Annotated in this window: 18 protein-coding genes; 3 read left to right on the top strand and 15 right to left on the bottom strand. The window is 41.8% G+C overall.

Features of this window, described 5'->3' with window-relative positions:
• Positions 1 to 64: 64 nt before the first annotated feature.
• A complete protein-coding gene (locus tag M3629_RS03560; RefSeq protein ID WP_251502910.1) occupies positions 65 to 214 on the bottom strand; it encodes a hypothetical protein in 150 nt (49 codons plus the stop codon).
• A gap of 98 nt (positions 215 to 312) precedes the next feature.
• Here M3629_RS03560 and M3629_RS03555 point away from each other — a divergent pair, with 98 nt between their 5' ends.
• Positions 313 to 555, top strand: coding sequence for a hypothetical protein (locus M3629_RS03555; RefSeq protein WP_251502909.1), 243 nt, complete (start codon positions 313 to 315; stop codon positions 553 to 555).
• On the opposite strand, the gene M3629_RS03550 is transcribed toward M3629_RS03555, so the two are convergent.
• The 5 genes from M3629_RS03550 to M3629_RS03530 form a co-directional block, all read right to left on the bottom strand.
• A complete protein-coding gene (locus M3629_RS03550) occupies positions 548 to 853 on the bottom strand; it encodes a hypothetical protein (RefSeq protein WP_251502908.1) in 306 nt (101 codons plus the stop codon). The genes M3629_RS03555 and M3629_RS03550 overlap by 8 nt on opposite strands.
• A 13-nt stretch (positions 854 to 866) precedes the next feature.
• Entirely contained in the window at positions 867 to 1,028 is a 162-nt protein-coding gene (locus tag M3629_RS03545) for a hypothetical protein (protein ID WP_251502907.1), read from the bottom strand.
• An 80-nt stretch (positions 1,029 to 1,108) separates the two neighbouring features.
• Complete coding sequence (locus tag M3629_RS03540; RefSeq protein ID WP_251502906.1) at positions 1,109 to 1,864, bottom strand: BRO-N domain-containing protein; 756 nt, start codon at positions 1,862 to 1,864, stop codon at positions 1,109 to 1,111.
• 8 nt (positions 1,865 to 1,872) lie between these two features.
• A complete protein-coding gene (locus M3629_RS03535; RefSeq protein ID WP_251502905.1) occupies positions 1,873 to 2,178 on the bottom strand; it encodes a helix-turn-helix domain-containing protein in 306 nt (101 codons plus the stop codon).
• A 16-nt stretch (positions 2,179 to 2,194) separates the two neighbouring features.
• On the bottom strand, positions 2,195 to 2,461 hold the full coding sequence (locus M3629_RS03530; RefSeq protein ID WP_251502904.1) for an XRE family transcriptional regulator: 267 nt from the start codon (positions 2,459 to 2,461) through the stop codon (positions 2,195 to 2,197).
• Between the two features lie 207 nt (positions 2,462 to 2,668).
• Between M3629_RS03530 and M3629_RS03525 the strand changes: the two genes are divergently transcribed.
• Both M3629_RS03525 and M3629_RS03520 read left to right on the top strand, forming a co-directional pair.
• Positions 2,669 to 3,604 (top strand): S24 family peptidase, encoded by a 936-nt coding sequence (locus M3629_RS03525; protein WP_251502903.1) that lies wholly within the window; start codon positions 2,669 to 2,671, stop codon positions 3,602 to 3,604.
• Between the two features lie 13 nt (positions 3,605 to 3,617).
• Complete coding sequence (locus M3629_RS03520) at positions 3,618 to 4,856, top strand: tyrosine-type recombinase/integrase (RefSeq protein WP_251502902.1); 1,239 nt, start codon at positions 3,618 to 3,620, stop codon at positions 4,854 to 4,856.
• A gap of 199 nt (positions 4,857 to 5,055) precedes the next feature.
• On the opposite strand, the gene M3629_RS03515 is transcribed toward M3629_RS03520, so the two are convergent.
• The 9 genes from M3629_RS03515 to M3629_RS03475 form a co-directional block, all read right to left on the bottom strand.
• Complete coding sequence (locus M3629_RS03515) at positions 5,056 to 5,376, bottom strand: DUF3021 family protein (protein WP_353056718.1); 321 nt, start codon at positions 5,374 to 5,376, stop codon at positions 5,056 to 5,058.
• Between the two features lie 308 nt (positions 5,377 to 5,684).
• Positions 5,685 to 5,966 carry a GyrI-like domain-containing protein gene (locus M3629_RS03510; RefSeq protein ID WP_251502901.1) on the bottom strand — a complete coding sequence of 94 codons (282 nt, stop codon included), beginning with the start codon at positions 5,964 to 5,966 and terminating at the stop codon, positions 5,685 to 5,687.
• 280 nt (positions 5,967 to 6,246) lie between these two features.
• On the bottom strand, positions 6,247 to 6,681 hold the full coding sequence (locus M3629_RS03505; RefSeq protein ID WP_251502900.1) for a hypothetical protein: 435 nt from the start codon (positions 6,679 to 6,681) through the stop codon (positions 6,247 to 6,249).
• Between the two features lie 417 nt (positions 6,682 to 7,098).
• The gene (locus M3629_RS03500) at positions 7,099 to 7,404 is read right to left on the bottom strand and encodes a hypothetical protein (protein WP_251502899.1); all 306 of its coding nucleotides are present in this window, start codon (positions 7,402 to 7,404) and stop codon (positions 7,099 to 7,101) included.
• A gap of 235 nt (positions 7,405 to 7,639) precedes the next feature.
• A complete protein-coding gene (locus tag M3629_RS03495) occupies positions 7,640 to 10,690 on the bottom strand; it encodes a glycoside hydrolase family 2 TIM barrel-domain containing protein (protein WP_251502898.1) in 3,051 nt (1,016 codons plus the stop codon).
• A gap of 167 nt (positions 10,691 to 10,857) precedes the next feature.
• Positions 10,858 to 11,688: a carbohydrate ABC transporter permease gene (locus tag M3629_RS03490; RefSeq protein WP_251502897.1), complete on the bottom strand. Its 831-nt coding sequence runs from the start codon at positions 11,686 to 11,688 to the stop codon at positions 10,858 to 10,860.
• Entirely contained in the window at positions 11,681 to 12,580 is a 900-nt protein-coding gene (locus tag M3629_RS03485; protein WP_123064406.1) for a carbohydrate ABC transporter permease, read from the bottom strand. The genes M3629_RS03490 and M3629_RS03485 overlap by 8 nt, the downstream gene beginning before the upstream one ends.
• A gap of 130 nt (positions 12,581 to 12,710) precedes the next feature.
• A complete protein-coding gene (locus M3629_RS03480) occupies positions 12,711 to 14,006 on the bottom strand; it encodes an extracellular solute-binding protein (RefSeq protein WP_251504524.1) in 1,296 nt (431 codons plus the stop codon).
• A gap of 330 nt (positions 14,007 to 14,336) precedes the next feature.
• Positions 14,337 to 16,106, bottom strand: coding sequence for a cache domain-containing sensor histidine kinase (locus M3629_RS03475; RefSeq protein WP_251502896.1), 1,770 nt, complete (start codon positions 16,104 to 16,106; stop codon positions 14,337 to 14,339).

Below are 16,106 nucleotides of genomic sequence, written 5' to 3'. Positions count from 1 at the left end.
AGTGCCATTTTTGTTGCGATGACCACAGCCAACGACCACACGATCCAAAACCATGTTGGTATCATCATCCGCGTAACGCCTCCAGCTGCCGATTGTACTTCTCATACTGTTTCTTTGCGTGATCAGCAATGTTAGGACGACAATCCAGTTTCATCCGTTCTTCCATCTGTCTGAAAAAACCAGTCACATTTATCAGGTAGTGTTTTTTGCTCATTGTTAGTCGCTCCTTATGAAGAGGATTTTGTTCCTTTTTGTTGAATATTGGTAGTTGTCCTGACTCACCAATCACAACGAAAGGGGGTGAAACATTCAATGGCTACACAAGTACACGCATGCTTAGTTGGTAATTGGGTCAATCTTACTGATGATCCAGATTGCAAGATGGGTAAGCACAAAACCTCTCCGTTCATCTGGTGGGAAGAGAATGCTGATATATACAGCCCATTTAAAAGAGCAAAGGAAAACACCATGTATCAGCAAGATTATGTGAATATTCACTACAAATGTGCTGATTATCGTATACACCCAATGTTCATACAAATTGTCTCTACTTAAATTCGTTTCTTAGGTTTTCTTTCAAAAGTTCCAAGTCGTCAATTTCAACTCTGGCGGCTTGGTGACTAAACATCATGTCGATATTCTGTACAATCCGTGACCATTGATAATGCTTAAGACCTTCGATTGCCTTAGCTACCATGTCGAAACGTTCATCCATAGTCAATTCTTCTTTATCCGATTCACTTCCACTAGCAACTACAACCGACACTGGTCCTGGATAATCATAAAATTCTTTACCTGTCTCAATCTTGCAATTCTGACCTTGCGGTACAAACAATGTTTTAACAATCCCCATCTCATTCACCCTCTCAAATTTGATCTTGCAAATGTGCAATAATAGACTGCATACCTTCATTGCCAGCAAACTGTGTCTTGGCCCGAGCGATGAAACCTTCCAACTGCTCCTTTGTGCAATTACGTTCCTTGCAGTTATAAAATGCTGCGGTTAATGATTCTGTAGGTGTTGGCATAGTGAACCTCCTGTAAATTAATTTTGAAACTTAGAATCTGGTAACAACGTATTGATAATCATATGAACGAAGTTACACAGCTAAATCAGTGATCCGATGGACAACTCTTTGACAATGATCGAGTAAATCTCTTTCAGTTTCGGATCTGATTCGATGACGTCTAACCGGTTTGCTTTATCCACCTTGGTCTTGGTTGCTCCGCTCTCTTCGAGACGTTCTTTCAAGTTAGCTAAACGAATATTCAGTTTGCAATGAGCGCGTTCTTCGAGACGTGAGTAGCTTTCCTTGCGGATTTCCTGATGACCACCAAACTTTACGGCTGCTCCGTTAAGCATCCCGGTCATTTTGGCTCTCCAGTTGTCATCACGTTGTAAGATCGTCTCTTGGATAGTTGTTACTTTGTTCTGAACCTCAGCGATCTGCTGTTTAGCTTCAGTTGCTTCTAGTTGCGCTTTTGCTACAGCATCGAATGTTGCTTTGAACATTTGAAGTTCAGGGCTGAGTTTCGAAAGGTCAATTTCTGAGTTGTAGCTGCCTGTTTTTCGGATTGATGGAATGACCTCATGGGTTATCCATCGTTTGAACTGCTTAGCTTCTGGCTTGCGACTTCCAAGGATCAGTGAGTAAAGACCTGGTTCATTGACTACATTTGTTACTCCTTGACGACCTATGTTCAACATAGTCCGTTCGTCATCATCCAATCTACTAATCGCCTGTGTAACATTAGCGATTTCTAAAACATCGCACACGTCCTTGGCTACAAACCATGCTTCACCATTAATAGTTATCGTTCTAACTTCCTCGCTGTTATATTGGAATGGGATGACCTCACTCATCTTTTTCTTCACTCCTTCTGTGTGTTCAATTTCTCTTGCTCCACAATCCATTGATCTAACTTTTCAATTCGGAACCTTATTGCCGGTTTAGTTGAATTTCGAGTTCCAATTTTGTAATGAGGTATTGTTCCCTCCCTACACATTGCATATAGAGCAAAGTCAGAAACGCCAAGATATTTTGCCGCCTCACTAACTGTCAGTCTTTTTTGATCCAATATCTTTGGAATGTCTTGCTCAATCTGTGCTCTCAACTCCGTCAAAATTTGTTCTCTTATTTCAGTGAAAAATTTTTTTGCCATTTCCTCTGTTTTCACTTGATAGCCTCCTTTTTCAGCCAACTTCCCTAATCAGTTTGTATAGAGGCTTTGGAATTGTTTCCTTGGCTGCTGCAATACGAAGGTCTTTTGGGTCAATATCAAGCACTTCCGCCAATAAGATGTTGAGATCATCTTTAGCTGGTGGCAGCTTTCCGTTTTTCATTTTGCTCAGTGTTCCTCTGTCAAGATAAAATCCTTTTTTCTCAAGTCTTCTGCAAATTTGAGCAAGTGATAAATCCGCTTTCTGTATGCTGAGACTAAGAAGTTGGGCATAATTCATACCATCACCCCCTCGGTGTTGATGTTTTGTTCAAGTGTTGATTATTTAGTCACACTTGGTATGTATTGATATTATCAACCTGTTGCGTTTAAGTCAATGACTAAATAATCATTTTTTCAAAAAAGTGTTGAATAAATCTTCAACAGTGTGTTAATATTAGATGCATACATAGGAAATGATTTTTTTTGAGAGGATGCTAAATAAAAAATGGATTACGCTAAATTAGTTGATGAATATATTAAAAAAAGTGGATTGAGCCTATCAGCAATTGCTGAAAAACTTCAAAAAGAAAAAGGAATCAAGATTGATCGTTCATATATTTCTAAATTAAGAAACAATCCTAAATACCCCGCTACTGATGAAATAAATAGAGCATTAGCTGAAGTGACTGGGGGAAACCCTGATAAACTAGTTATGGCCGCTTACATTGATCGCGCTCCAGAAGAGGTGAAGTCTTCTTTACGGAAAGTGTCAATCTATGAGAATTTCTTGAAGTACATCCTAGTGAATAAGCCGTTGAAAGTTGAGTTTGAAGGCGAGGATGGTATGTCTGAAGAAGAGCACCAAGAAGCCGTTGATTACGTTAACTCTCCTGAGTTCTTAGCAACTTTAGATGACGAAGAACTGAATAACTTCTTAAATGACATTGTTGATGATATGCAATCGAAAGACAAAGACACATACAACAAATTAATTTACTCACTTGAAAATGATAAATCTACAGTTGCAGAGTCAATATCTACTTATAAAGCCAATGCTATGGTGAAGATACCTGTATTGGGTCAAATAGCAGCTGGGCAGCCCTTAGATAGAATTGAATACAACGAAGGATATACCCTAGTTGATCCAAGTTTATTAAAAGGCAAGGAAGGATTCGCGCTGAAGGTAAAAGGAGATAGCATGACAGGGGATCGGATTCACGAAGGAGACTTAGTTATTGTTTCAGTTCAAAACGAAGTCCATCCTCATGAAATTGCTGTTGTCTCTGTAAACGGAGAAAAGGCTACACTCAAGAGAGTTAAAAGGCAAAATGACGTTGTGATGCTTCTGCCCTCTAACCCATCTTATGAAGCTCAATTGGTTCCAGCAGATCAAGTTGAAATAATCGGCAAAGTTGTTGAAGTGAAATTCTGGCCGGCATAAGGAGGCAAATTAGATGGCTAGTATTCAAAAAAGAGGAAAAGCATCATTCCTACTGGTTGTTGAAGTCGGAGAAGACACAAAAGGAAAAAGAGATAAACATACAAAAACAGTGCGTGTTGAAGAATCCTTACTAAAAACACCGAAAAAACTTAGGGATCACTTGAATGAAGAATTGATGAAATTCAAAATAGAAGTCGAATCTGGAGTATATATAAGATTAGATAAGATGTTGTTCTCTAACTTTGTTGAAGAATGGAAAAAGAAATTTTTAGAGAAGCACCTGGAATCAACCAGTCAACTAAATTATCTCTTTCATCTAAACAAACGAATCTTGCCCTACTTTGGACATATGCAGATCAACAAAATAAAGCCACTCCATATTGAATCTTATTTGGATGAGCTTTCAAACACACCAAAAGAAAAGCACGATACGAAAGGCGAAGGCAAAAAACTAGGTTCTGCTACACTCGTATATAATTTTCGTGTTCTACGAAGCATATTCATAAAAGCAAAAGAATGGAAAGTGATTAAGGAAAATCCTATGGAAGGTGTTAAAAAACCAAAAGAAAGACAAAAAGAAGTAGAGGTTTACAGCGAAGACGAAGTTTCATTGTTATTCGAGCTTTTAGAAACCGAAGAACCTTTCTTCCAAACATTAATCTACTTAGCCACTACAACCGGAATGCGGCGGGCTGAATTGTTGGGTCTCGAATGGAAACATATTGACTTTGAAAATGGTGTAATCGATATAAAACAAAGTATTCCGTTATTTAAGGATGGCATACCAGTCATAAAAGATCCTAAAAATAAAGGTTCAAAAAGAAAAGTCGTGATTCCACCTGTTGTATTAAATAAACTAGAGGAGTTCAAGAAATTTTCCCAAAAAGAACAGCTGAACAGTGAAGAGCCTTGGCTAGGTGGAGAGCATAGGTTTTTGTTTGCTCATGAAAATGGAATTCCCTACTACCCCCATAAACTAACAGAAAAGTGGATGGCATTTCACAAACGAAACAAACAATACGGATTGAAGTACATCCGATTGCACGATTTACGTCACACATCTGCGACGCTTCTGATAAATAGTGGAGTGCATGCTAAGATTATCTCTAGCCGACTTGGACACTCCAAAATAGGAACCACTATGAACGTCTATGGTCATGTCATCGAATCTGCTGACAGAACAGCTGCCGAAAAATTCGAAGGTTTGTTTAGCAAAAAGAGCAAGGTTAAACCATCGGCTGCAGAGAAGTAATTGTTGACGAGTTGTTGACGGATTGTTGACGAAATTCAATTATACATGCCATATTGTATGAAATACAGCTAGTGAATAATGTTGAAAAACCCTTATAAAACGCCTGTTTTTATAAATACACACTACTATAAAATGTGCGAAAATGTCCTCTCCCATGAAAAAGAAGCTCTCGAAAGAGGGCTTCTTTTTGTTGAGCAATTTATCGAGAGAAAAATTGGGTTAACGTGTAAAGTACAGACCATAAAATGATCCCAACAAAAATAAAAATCAGGAATACTTTAAAAGCATCGAAAAGAGAATTAATCGTAAACCAGCCACTTAACATTAGGATCGGATAAATAGTTACAAGCATTACAATAAAATGGATACCGCTTTTTTTCGCCAAAGTCCAATGTTCTATGTTGTAAATAACAGTTGCAGCACCGACAAAAAGAGCAATCAGACTTGCAACAAATGTGCCTTTAGCGTCAGTATATTTTCCTTGAGAATAAAGGATCAGAGCGATACCGTTCATAATCACGAAGGGTATTCCACCTCTCAATAGTGCATTCATCACCAAGACTTCCAACCTTCTTTCTCAAAAGAAATAGATAATAACCCATGAATCGAACCTTAACACAAAAAGTACTTAACTCAACGCTATGACCGATGTATTTTGGATAAATTGATAGGCATCTTCCATCTTTTTTCTTTATACAGTGATCAATGACATACTATTCATCAAAATGAAGGTTAGCCTGATTTAACCATGCCCATTCAGGTACATCAACAATAGGAACATAAAAAGATGAATCCTGTGCAATACAGAAATCACCTTTTAACTGCGGCTTACAATGATTTAATGTCCTCTGCAATTTTACGAACCGGAATCCATACTTCAGTGATGAAATCCTTCTGCCGATCATCAACCCAGTAATATTTTTCTATACAGGGTCCTTCCACTTGTTCAAAACTCGTTGACGGGAACCACTCGGTGTAGATCCGTTTCCAAACATCCTGAATACTTAAATCAAACTCGACATCATCTGACATCGTCCCTCGACTGTCAAAAAAAGCATAAGTTTGATCAGGTATATGGACAATGGTAAATCCATCCGGTTTCTCTAACAACTTGAGTATCTGACCATGAGCAATATCTTCAATCTACATTGGCAAATGAAGATGTCGTTCCACATAATCAATCGATTGGTGAAGCAGTTTAAATATTTCCAGGATCTCTCATCTTCTTTCTTTTACAGTGCAAAAAAAACCTCTAGAATCTTCTTGCTCAGAAATGCTCTGATTTGTCTATTATTAAAAAAAACGACTAATCAGTCGGCCAGATGCTGCTAATTTGACACTTAACTTATTTTTTATAGGATACTCTAAGAATGATTGAACTCACCCGTTTCTACTCATACTTCTCTTCCATCTCACTGAGCTCTGCTTCCTCTTCCGTCTGCAACCATCCAATTTCTTTAAGCCACGCAGCCATATCTGCAATAAAAGCATCCCTATCCAGATGATCTATCTTATACTTCTTCATCTTGTCACTCACAAATGTATAAAACGCATGGCTTAATGCATGTCGCTGTTTACTTTTGCTCCAGGTCTTATAACGGTCTTCGCTAACCGCCATATCGAAATAGATCACCTTTTCTGCCTTTACGTATCTCGTACTTGATTTGCGTCCGTAATCTTCCGGTAGACAGCGGAACACAAAGTACAGTTCAATATCACACGAAGCATACTTTTCAGCGGCCTTATCGAAAACAGGCTGCAATTCATCCGATAGGTCAGCAACTTGTGTCAGCCCTGACGTATCGGTTGTTTTGTCTAGAATCAAAGTACAACCTCCTTGTCCCGACAACTCAAGTACGTTCTTGTTTAACACGTTCTCATTCTTTTCGATTCGAGATTCGCATATTGATCAATGGTATGAGAAGTAAGACAGACGGCAAGAACATAGAAGATGATCCTGATCGGGTCGCAGAAAAAGCAACAAAAATAAGTGCAAGCCAAGTAATAATCTCCATAATTTCTAATTTAGTTAACGTCACTTTAAAAGTTTTTTTTGAAATGATGCGAATCAAGACGTAAGCAATTAAGCTATAGAACGCTAACATACCCAGCAAGGAAAGAGCAACGATTAACATCATCATTCTGAATCACTCAACTCTCATACTTTTCCTTAATTTTACTACAGAAGTAGAATTATGTCTCTTGAATCTACGTACTCTGGATCAACGGAGTACTTGTCACTTTACTTCTCTTCCGTCACAATCGTAGCATTGTAGATCACAATCCGTTTCCCGTTCAGATCAAACAGTACTTTATTGCCATACTCCGTATCCTGTACGTCAATCTTGCCTTCGTAAGTCTGAATCAGCTCACCCGAATTACTATATACCTTCACTACACGTTCCAAACCGCCAGCATTATTTGATCTCATCGTTTTGAGTGCGCGTTCACCTGAAGCCGTATTGAAATACCATATAAATGATCCAACAATGATGCCCAGAACGGCGATCACTGTCACCCACACCCCTGTTTTTGCTTTTCTGCTCATCCTGTTCCCCTCCTCGGTCTCTTTGTTCTTTACACTACGAAAACGGAGCGAGAACGGTTTCAATAAGGGTAATCTCAGGGGTTATTAATTACACCACTCTTGTATCCAAAAATAAAAAAACAGAGGTCCCCGTCCAGGGATCCTCTGCCTTTAGTTACTCATGCTTCGAGTCAGTTACCGCTACATTGACACGGGTAGCAACTGCACTTGGTGTTCCTGCCACATACTTTCTTGCTTACAGTGAACGGATAACGAATTCAAAGCTCAGTTCACCATTGGAAGGAATTTGATATTCCGGATGTACCGGAGCACCCCAGCTGTCGTCACCGCCAACACCCATTTGTTTACCGGCTACCGTAACGACAGTGTAATGCACTGGTGGCAACTCATACACATGCTGCGCATTCTCCAGTTCAAACGCTGTATATGGTGACACATTCAATTCAACCGGTGCACCGGAGGCTTCGATTTTGAAACCACGTCCTGCATTGTCCGTCAACTTAGCCCAGCGTACCCCTGTACGGTTACCCGACTCTTGCGGTACAAGATATGGAGCCATCGTATCTGCAACCTTACGGCCATGGATACCCAGACGAGCGCCAAATGCGCGATCCGAATAGTTTTCCTCTGGTCCCATTGCCAGCCATTCCACGTTCTCATAATCCGGAGATGTTCTGAACGACAGTGCGTGGATAGGCAAGTTTGGCAATCCTTCGGTACCTTTGTACGTGTTATGCACATGTACACTTCCATCAGCAAGCACAGTATAGATCACTTTCACCTCTACATCGGCCGAGATGTTCAATTTATAGGTGAACTCAATCCGGTACTGATCCGATTTTTGTTCATGTTTCCATTCTACAGAACGTGGCAACAGGCTGGCAGCATACCATGCACCAAGCTCGAAGCCCATTGCTGTACCCTTATCATTGTCTGTCGTTGCACGCCAGAACAGTGGTGCAGGTGGGATCGCAATCGTTTCACGCCCGGAGAACTTCAGGGAAACGAGCGTTCCAAACTGCTTGGAGAACAACGCATGCGTTTGACCAACGCGAACACCGATGTTTACGTCACCTTCAACCACCTGAATATCGCTTACAACGTTTTTATCCGTTACAACAGATGCTTGACTACCTTCTTGTGTGAAAATAAACTGGCCAAATGCGACTTCGTCACCTTTGTCACCCCACAGCGTTGCTTCTTTCAGTACAAACGCCACGTTAACAGCATATTCGCCACCTTCAAGAGCCTTTGCATTCAAAGGAAGTTCTACTACGGATTCACTTTCCGCAGGGACATTTACATCAAGTGTACCTTGCAATACTACATGTCCTTCGCGTTCTAGGCTGTACACCAGTTCATACGCGGAAGTGTCTGCGAACAGGTTCTGGTTCACGATTTTAACGCCGTCACGGCTTGGGGACAGTTTAATGTTTTGATACAGGAATTTAACCTCCTGCATTTTAGCTGTCACTTTACGATCTGCGTGCACAATCCCGTTGCCGCAGAACGAATAGTCTGATGGACGATCCCCAAAGTCCCCGCCGTAAGCCAGATACTCTTTACCGTAACGATCCTTTTTGTAGATCGATTGATCGATGTAATCCCAGATAAAACCACCTTGATACATCGGGTATTTGTCTTCAAGTTCCGTGTATTTATGCATACCGCCAATGGAGTTCCCCATCGCGTGCATGTATTCACAACTAATATATGGTTTGGTTGGGTTATCGTTCAGGAACTCCTCGATGTCAGCCGGTTTCGCATACATCCGGGATTCCATGTCACTTGTGTCATTGAAACGGCGATCGTGAAACACACCTTCATAATGAACCATCCGTGTCGGATCTGCCGATTTAAAGTATTGGGACACTTTGTAGATCACTTCACCACCATGGGATTCGTTACCACAGGACCAGATCAGAATGGACGGATGGTTTTTGTCACGTTCTACCATCGAGATTGCTCGATCCATAACAATGTCAAGCCATTCCGGCTTATCGCCAGGGATTACCCAAGAAGGTTCAACAGCGCCAAGCTTTTGCCAAGAACCGTGGGTTTCCAGGTTCATCTCATCAATCACGTAAAGTCCGTACTCATCGCACAGTTCATACCACAGGCTTTGGTTCGGGTAATGTGATGTACGAACGGCGTTCATATTGTTTTGTTTAATCGTGCGCACATCCCACAGCATGTCTTCCTTCGTGATCGCACGACCGCGACGCGGGTTGAACTCGTGACGGTTTACGCCTTTGAACACAATACGCTTGCCATTAATGTGCATTACTTTGTCGATCATTTCAAATTTACGGAAACCAACGGCTTGAGGAACAACTTCCACAAGATTGCCCGCAGCATCATACACACGGATATACAAACGATACAGATACGGAATCTCTGCACTCCAGAGATTAACTTGGCCAACTTCTTCACGCAGTTGTAAAAGACCGTTGTCCGCGACATTGCCGTCAAGACGTTTAACCGAGTTCCCCTCTTTGTCCAAAAGCTCAGCTTCAATCCTTGCACCTGCTGCTGCTTTTCCTTCTAGTTTCAAATCCAGTTCCAATGTACCGTTTGTATACGACGCATCCAAATCGGTACGAACATGAACATCACGAACGTGTGCAGCCGGAACAGTATACAGATACACATCTCTGAATATACCGGAGAAACGCCAGAAGTCCTGATCCTCTAACCAGCTGCCTGTGCTGCGTTGATACACTTCAACTGCCAGTTTATTTTCTCCATCTTGAAGGAACGGTGTCAGGTCAAAGTCAGATGGTGTGAAGCTGTCTTCTCCGTACCCTACGAACTGTCCGTTCAGCCATACATAAAATGCGGATTCCACACCTTGAAACGAAATGTATACCGGATTCGCTTCCCAATCTGTTGGCAGATGGAATGTGCGAATGTAGCTTCCCACCGCATTTTTATCCTGCGGCAGAGCCGGCGGACGAAGTTCATTCAATCCATCCCATGGATACTGCGTGTTCACATATTGAATCTGTCCGTAACCTTGAAGTTGGATATGTCCTGGTACTTCGATATCATCCCAGCCTTCGCTAGGGTACTCGGACGTATAAAATAGTTCTGGACGGCAATCCGGACGAATCGAATAGTTGAATTTCCAAGTTCCATTCAGATCGTAACGAAGTGCCATCTCGGCCGAAGCCATAGCCTCTTCCATCGTTTGATAATAGCGGTGATCGGAATAAGCATGAAGACGGTTTACCTCATATACACTTACGTCACCTAACCAGTTGATATCTGCCTTTGTTGCTTTCATCGGTCTCTCTCCTCTATAGTACGAATTTCGTTATGAGTTTGCGTTTATTGAAAATTACGCTGAAGCGTCTGATTTTTAATCTATACAAAAAAGATAGAGGTGCGCCTGTACAGGCGCCCTCTCTTCTTTCCTGCATTCGTCCAGTCGGACGTGATATGCACTTATGCTTATTTTACGGAACCAACCATGCCTGCAACAAAGTGTTTTTGCATGATGAAGAACACGATTGCAGTTGGAAGTGTTGCAATAACGACAGCGGTCATGATAACCCCGTAATCCGGAGCATAACCTGCGCCCAGGTTAGAGATCAGGAGCGGAATAGTTTGCTGATCTGGCGTTTGCAATACGATGAGTGGCCAGAGATAGTTGTTCCAGCTGCTCATGAATGTAATGATCGCCGCTGCTGCGTATGTTGTTTTCATCGTAGGCATATAGATCTTCAAGAAAATCCCCAGTTCGCTCAGACCGTCAATACGTCCAGCCTCCAGCAAATCTTTCGGGAACATTTTGGTGTTCTGGCGGAAGAAGAAGATCAGGAACGCTGTTGTGATGGTCGGGATAATAACCGAAGCCATCGTATTAATACCGATTGCCGGTGCTACGCTCGAAATGGTTGCAAACATCCGATAGAGCGGGATCATAATCGCTGCAAATGGGATCATCATCGACATGAGCAGGATGTTAAACACGATATCGCGGGATTTTGTACGATATACTTCAAACCCGTAACCCGCCATGGAACCAATCAATAGAGCAAGAACGGTGGACACGATGGAGATAATAGCCGAATTGCCCAGTGCCTGAATCAGATTCGAATCGTCGAGCAGTTTGTTAATGTTTTGAATCAATGCAGAGCCCGGCAGCAAAGTGCCTCTAGTTACGTCTACCGATTGGTTTGTAGCGCTGACGATCATCCAGAAAAATGGGAAGATGGAAATAAAAGCGACGATGGACAGGAAAAAATATGTGAAAATGCGTTTTGCTCTTGATTTAGCCATTTTTATTATCACCTGCCACTTTGAACTGGATGATGGACAAAATAATGATCAGAATTACGATGGAATACGAAACGGTTGCTGCATAACCGAAATCCGGTGAATATTTAAACGAAAGGTTGTAGATGTATTGTGAGATCGACATGGTCGCGTTACCGGGGCCACCTTTGGTAATATTCATAATTTCATCAAAGATTTGCAGTGTACCAATCGTTGATGTAATGGACGTAAAGAGAATGATCGGTTTAAGCAATGGTACAGTGATTTTGAAAAATTGAGTGAACGCATTGGCTCCGTCAATCTTCGCTGCTTCATAGATTGATTGATCGATGTTTTGCAAAGATGACAGATAGAAAATCATGTTATATCCGGTCCAACGCCAAGTAACGGCGATTATGATCGTAATTTTAGCCCAGAACGGGTCAGTAATCCATTGAATTGGTGTGCCGATAATGTGTAAACCCATCAAAGCCTGGTTTACCATACCATCCGGTGCAAACAAATACTTGAATACAACCGAGTATGCAACAAGTGAAGTTACACAAGGCAAGAAAATTGCAGTACGGAAAAAGCTCCGGAAACGCAGCGTGCTGTCATTCAACAATACGGAAATGAACAATCCAAGAATGATCATTAAAGGCACTTGAATGATTAAGTAAATAAACGTGTTGGATAATGCCGTACGGAACGTGGTATCTACAAGCAATCTTTTGTAGTTCGCTAAGCCTGAAAACTCAAGGTTGGCACCTTTGCCTGACTTGAATGATAAGAGCAGCGCTTGAATCATCGGATAGAAGTAGAATGCTACAATTCCGACAACAGCCAGCAAAACAAAAGCCCATCCAGTCAAATTATTTTTCTTTTGGAGACTGTCTCCTGTATTTATGGCTTTCACAGTATGGCTCCTCTCTCTCCATGCAACATGGTTAGAACCTACAGAGCCTCTCGCCATGTCCAGCTCGACTTGCGCCAGACAAGGGAGACGGCTCCGTTGTTTCCTAGGTTCTATAGGTTACCTTGGGATATTAGTTTAATTGTGCCTCAGCTTGTTTTTGTGCATCATTCAGAACGTCATCAATTGATTTACCGTTCAGGTATGCTTGCATTTCAACAACCAAGATATCTTCGATTGCATAAGTGTTGCTACCATAGTTTACTTTTGGAATTTCTTTAGTCCATTTAGCGAAGTCAGCGAAGATTTTTTGACCACCGAAGAACTCGTCTGGTTTGTTGTATGCTTCGCCGTCAACAGCCGGTGTGTACGTACCGATTGCACCGATTTTAGTCAACAATTCTTGATACAACTCTTTGTCGGAACCAAAAGTTTTAGCCATAAAGTCAGCCGCTTGATCTGCACCAGGAACATCATTCATGATGTACCAAGAGCTACCGCCCAAGTTGGATGCGTGTACAGAGTTTGCTTGACCAGCCATTTTCGGCATTGGAGCTACCGCCCATTTGCCGGATTGGGAAGCTTCTTGACGAACGGATGGTGAGAACCAGTTACCTGTAGGAATTGTTGCCACAGCACCGTTATTAGTATTGGCAACGAATTGGCTCCAGTCGGAGTGCAATTTAACAATGTTAGCATCCATCATTTTTTTGTACGTTTCGAACGCTTCTTTCAATGCAGGGTTGTTGTTCAGATCAGGTGTTTTACCATCTTCTGCTGTGTACCATTTACCTGCAGTTTGAATCATCATACGGATGATACCCAAGTCATTCGGGTCCAGGGACAGAAGCTCTTTGCCCGTTTTTGCTTTTACAGCTTCACCGATTTTGATGTAATCATCCCAAGTGATATCTTGCAAGTCAGCAGCTTTATATCCTGCTTCCTCAAGCAGGTCTGTTCTGTAGTACAAACCAGCTACGCCGGAGTCAAACGGAATACCGTATTGTTTACCTTCATAAGAAGTAGGTCCAATTTTATACTCTGCAAAATCGGATGCTTTGATTGTTGAAGACAAATCCTTGAACGCATCTGGATAAGCGCTCAGGAAACTTTGTGCACGATAGTCTTCAATCAGAACTACGTTTGGAAGACCACTGCTTGTTCCGGAGTTCAATCCAGTGTTCAGCTTCTGAATGATCGCATCTTGAGCATTCTCAATGATGTTGATTTTCAGATCAGGGTTTTCTTTTTGATAAATAGCTTTAGCTTGCTCCAGAGCAGCTACGTTAAATGCTTTATCCCAAGCCCAGATCGTAATTTCGTTTGCTTTCTCGCCACCACCGCTAGCAGCTTCTTTACCTCCACCGCCGGATGAACATGCGGACAACAGCAATACCGTTACGAGCATCAATACCCACATTTTTTTCAAACCATTCAACTCCCCTTCGACCTCTTTGTTGTAAATTTGTTTGCGTTTTCTGAAAGCGGTTGCTTCCGATGTATTCATCTTATCATTCCCATTTCTCCATTCGTTAGTAAAAATTTTGTGCAGATTTGTCTTCTTATTGCCACAATGAAAACCTTTACAGAAAACGATTGCACATAATTTAGTTTTTTGTACTTTCTTTTGATTTTGTACTATTTTGAGCTGAACATTTTACAACTATGCAATTCGTTCATCATTTTGCATATGAAAAACCCCTCATCTCTGGGTATCAGATATGAAGGGTTCGTGGATTGGGGAATGTCTATAATCTTTTTAACTCGTAATCAGTGGCAGCGTTACAGTGACTCTCGTCCCCTCGCCAACGGTGCTCATAATCGTCACACCGTAAGGCGAGCCATACAGAAGCTCAATTCGGTCATGGACGTTTCGAATACCTATACCGCTGAATAGCTGACGGTTATTTTTCGGATTGGGCAATGCCCCCTCCATATTCAGTCCTTCAATACCATCCCCATTATCCATGATCTCACAAATCAATGACTCTCCGGCACGGGAAACCATCACATGGATGGTGCCCGTTTCTTTTTTTATAAATCCATGGAAGAAGGCATTTTCAATAAAAGGTTGAATCACCAGCTTAGGGACGTGATAATGCGTGCAGTCCGGAGCTATATAAAAGGCCGCTTTAATCCGTCCGCCGTAACGCACATGATTAATGAAGACATAGTTTTTTAAGTTTTCTACTTCTTGTTCTACCGTCACCGTTTCCCTGACATCGCTGATCGTATTTTGCAACAAACCAATCAGTGCATTAATCGTCTCGGCGGCCCGATCTTTGTTTCCTTGCTGTACCAAAACTTTAACAGAAGCCAAGGTGTTATACAGGAAGTGAGGATTAATCTGGCTCTGAAGCGCTGCAAGCTCAGCATTACGTTGCTCACGTTGCGTCTGTACAAGCTGATCCACGTAATCATGCAATTCATCCAGCATGTAATTGTACGCATAACCTAACTGCCTGCTCTCATAACTGCCGCTGATCGGGATATAGTTATCCAGATCACTCTTCGTAATGTTGGACATCTGTTTGACCAGTCTGCGCAAAGACTTCGTCATCTGACTCGTAATCAGGAATACCAGCAACAGAGCCGCAAACACAATCGCAGCACAGATCAACGCGACCGTTTTCATATCAATGAGCTGTCCCATCGCAGATTCCTTATCAACGATGTTTACCATATACAAACGATAAAATGGTAAATATTCAGACAATATGATGCTATCCTGCCCCATGACTCGTGCATTGATGTTTTTAGGTGCTGTTTCATTTATGGTTTCGGCATAAGATAACAGTTCAGACTGAGTCGTGCCAATCCAATCTTCCCGGTTAGAGGATAAGATCTCCCCTTTTTCATTCATGATGACGACATCATTACCCCGGCTTGTAAAATTGGCGTAGAACTGACGGAATGACTCTTCTCTCATCGTGATATACACCGTACCATAAATTTTGCTTCGCGTTCGATCGGACAGCGCTTTGGTCGCAGAGATCATTTGCAATGTGCCCTCTTTGCTCCGGGCCTCATAGTCGTCGAAAATCAGAAGGCTGGGCGATTCGGTCGCTGCCTTCGTAATCTTGTCCTGTTTTAATTCTTCCGCTGTTTTCTGGATGTATGAAGGATTGGTCGAAAAACTTCGTCCATTTACACCTGAAATTGTAATACCTACTTCATAAAAATCAATGATGGACTGAACCCGCTTCATCGTTTCGCGCATGCTATAGTACGATTTGGACATGGTTACCGAATCCCCATTCCCTTCCGATAGAAACCCTCGAATAGCCCCACTTTGGGCCACATTGTTCGTGACCGCAGCGATGGAGTCGTTAAACGCATCAAAATTCGTTTTGATCTGGCTCAGCACCTTCGAATTCGTGATACTGAACGTTTCTGTAAACAGTTTGGTTGACATATGAATCGTTGTCCACAATATAAGCACCGAAACCAGGACAATACTGACAACCATAACCAGAATTAGCTTGGGAAATAATCCGAGACGCGATAAGCCGTTTTTCCACTTTTTCAT

The sequence above is a fragment of the Paenibacillus polysaccharolyticus genome (assembly GCF_023714295.1).
GTDB classification, from domain to species: Bacteria; Bacillota; Bacilli; order Paenibacillales; family Paenibacillaceae; genus Paenibacillus; species Paenibacillus polysaccharolyticus_A.
The sequence above is the reverse complement of the archived record's forward strand: the minus strand, read 5'-3'. Positions and strand labels throughout refer to the sequence as shown.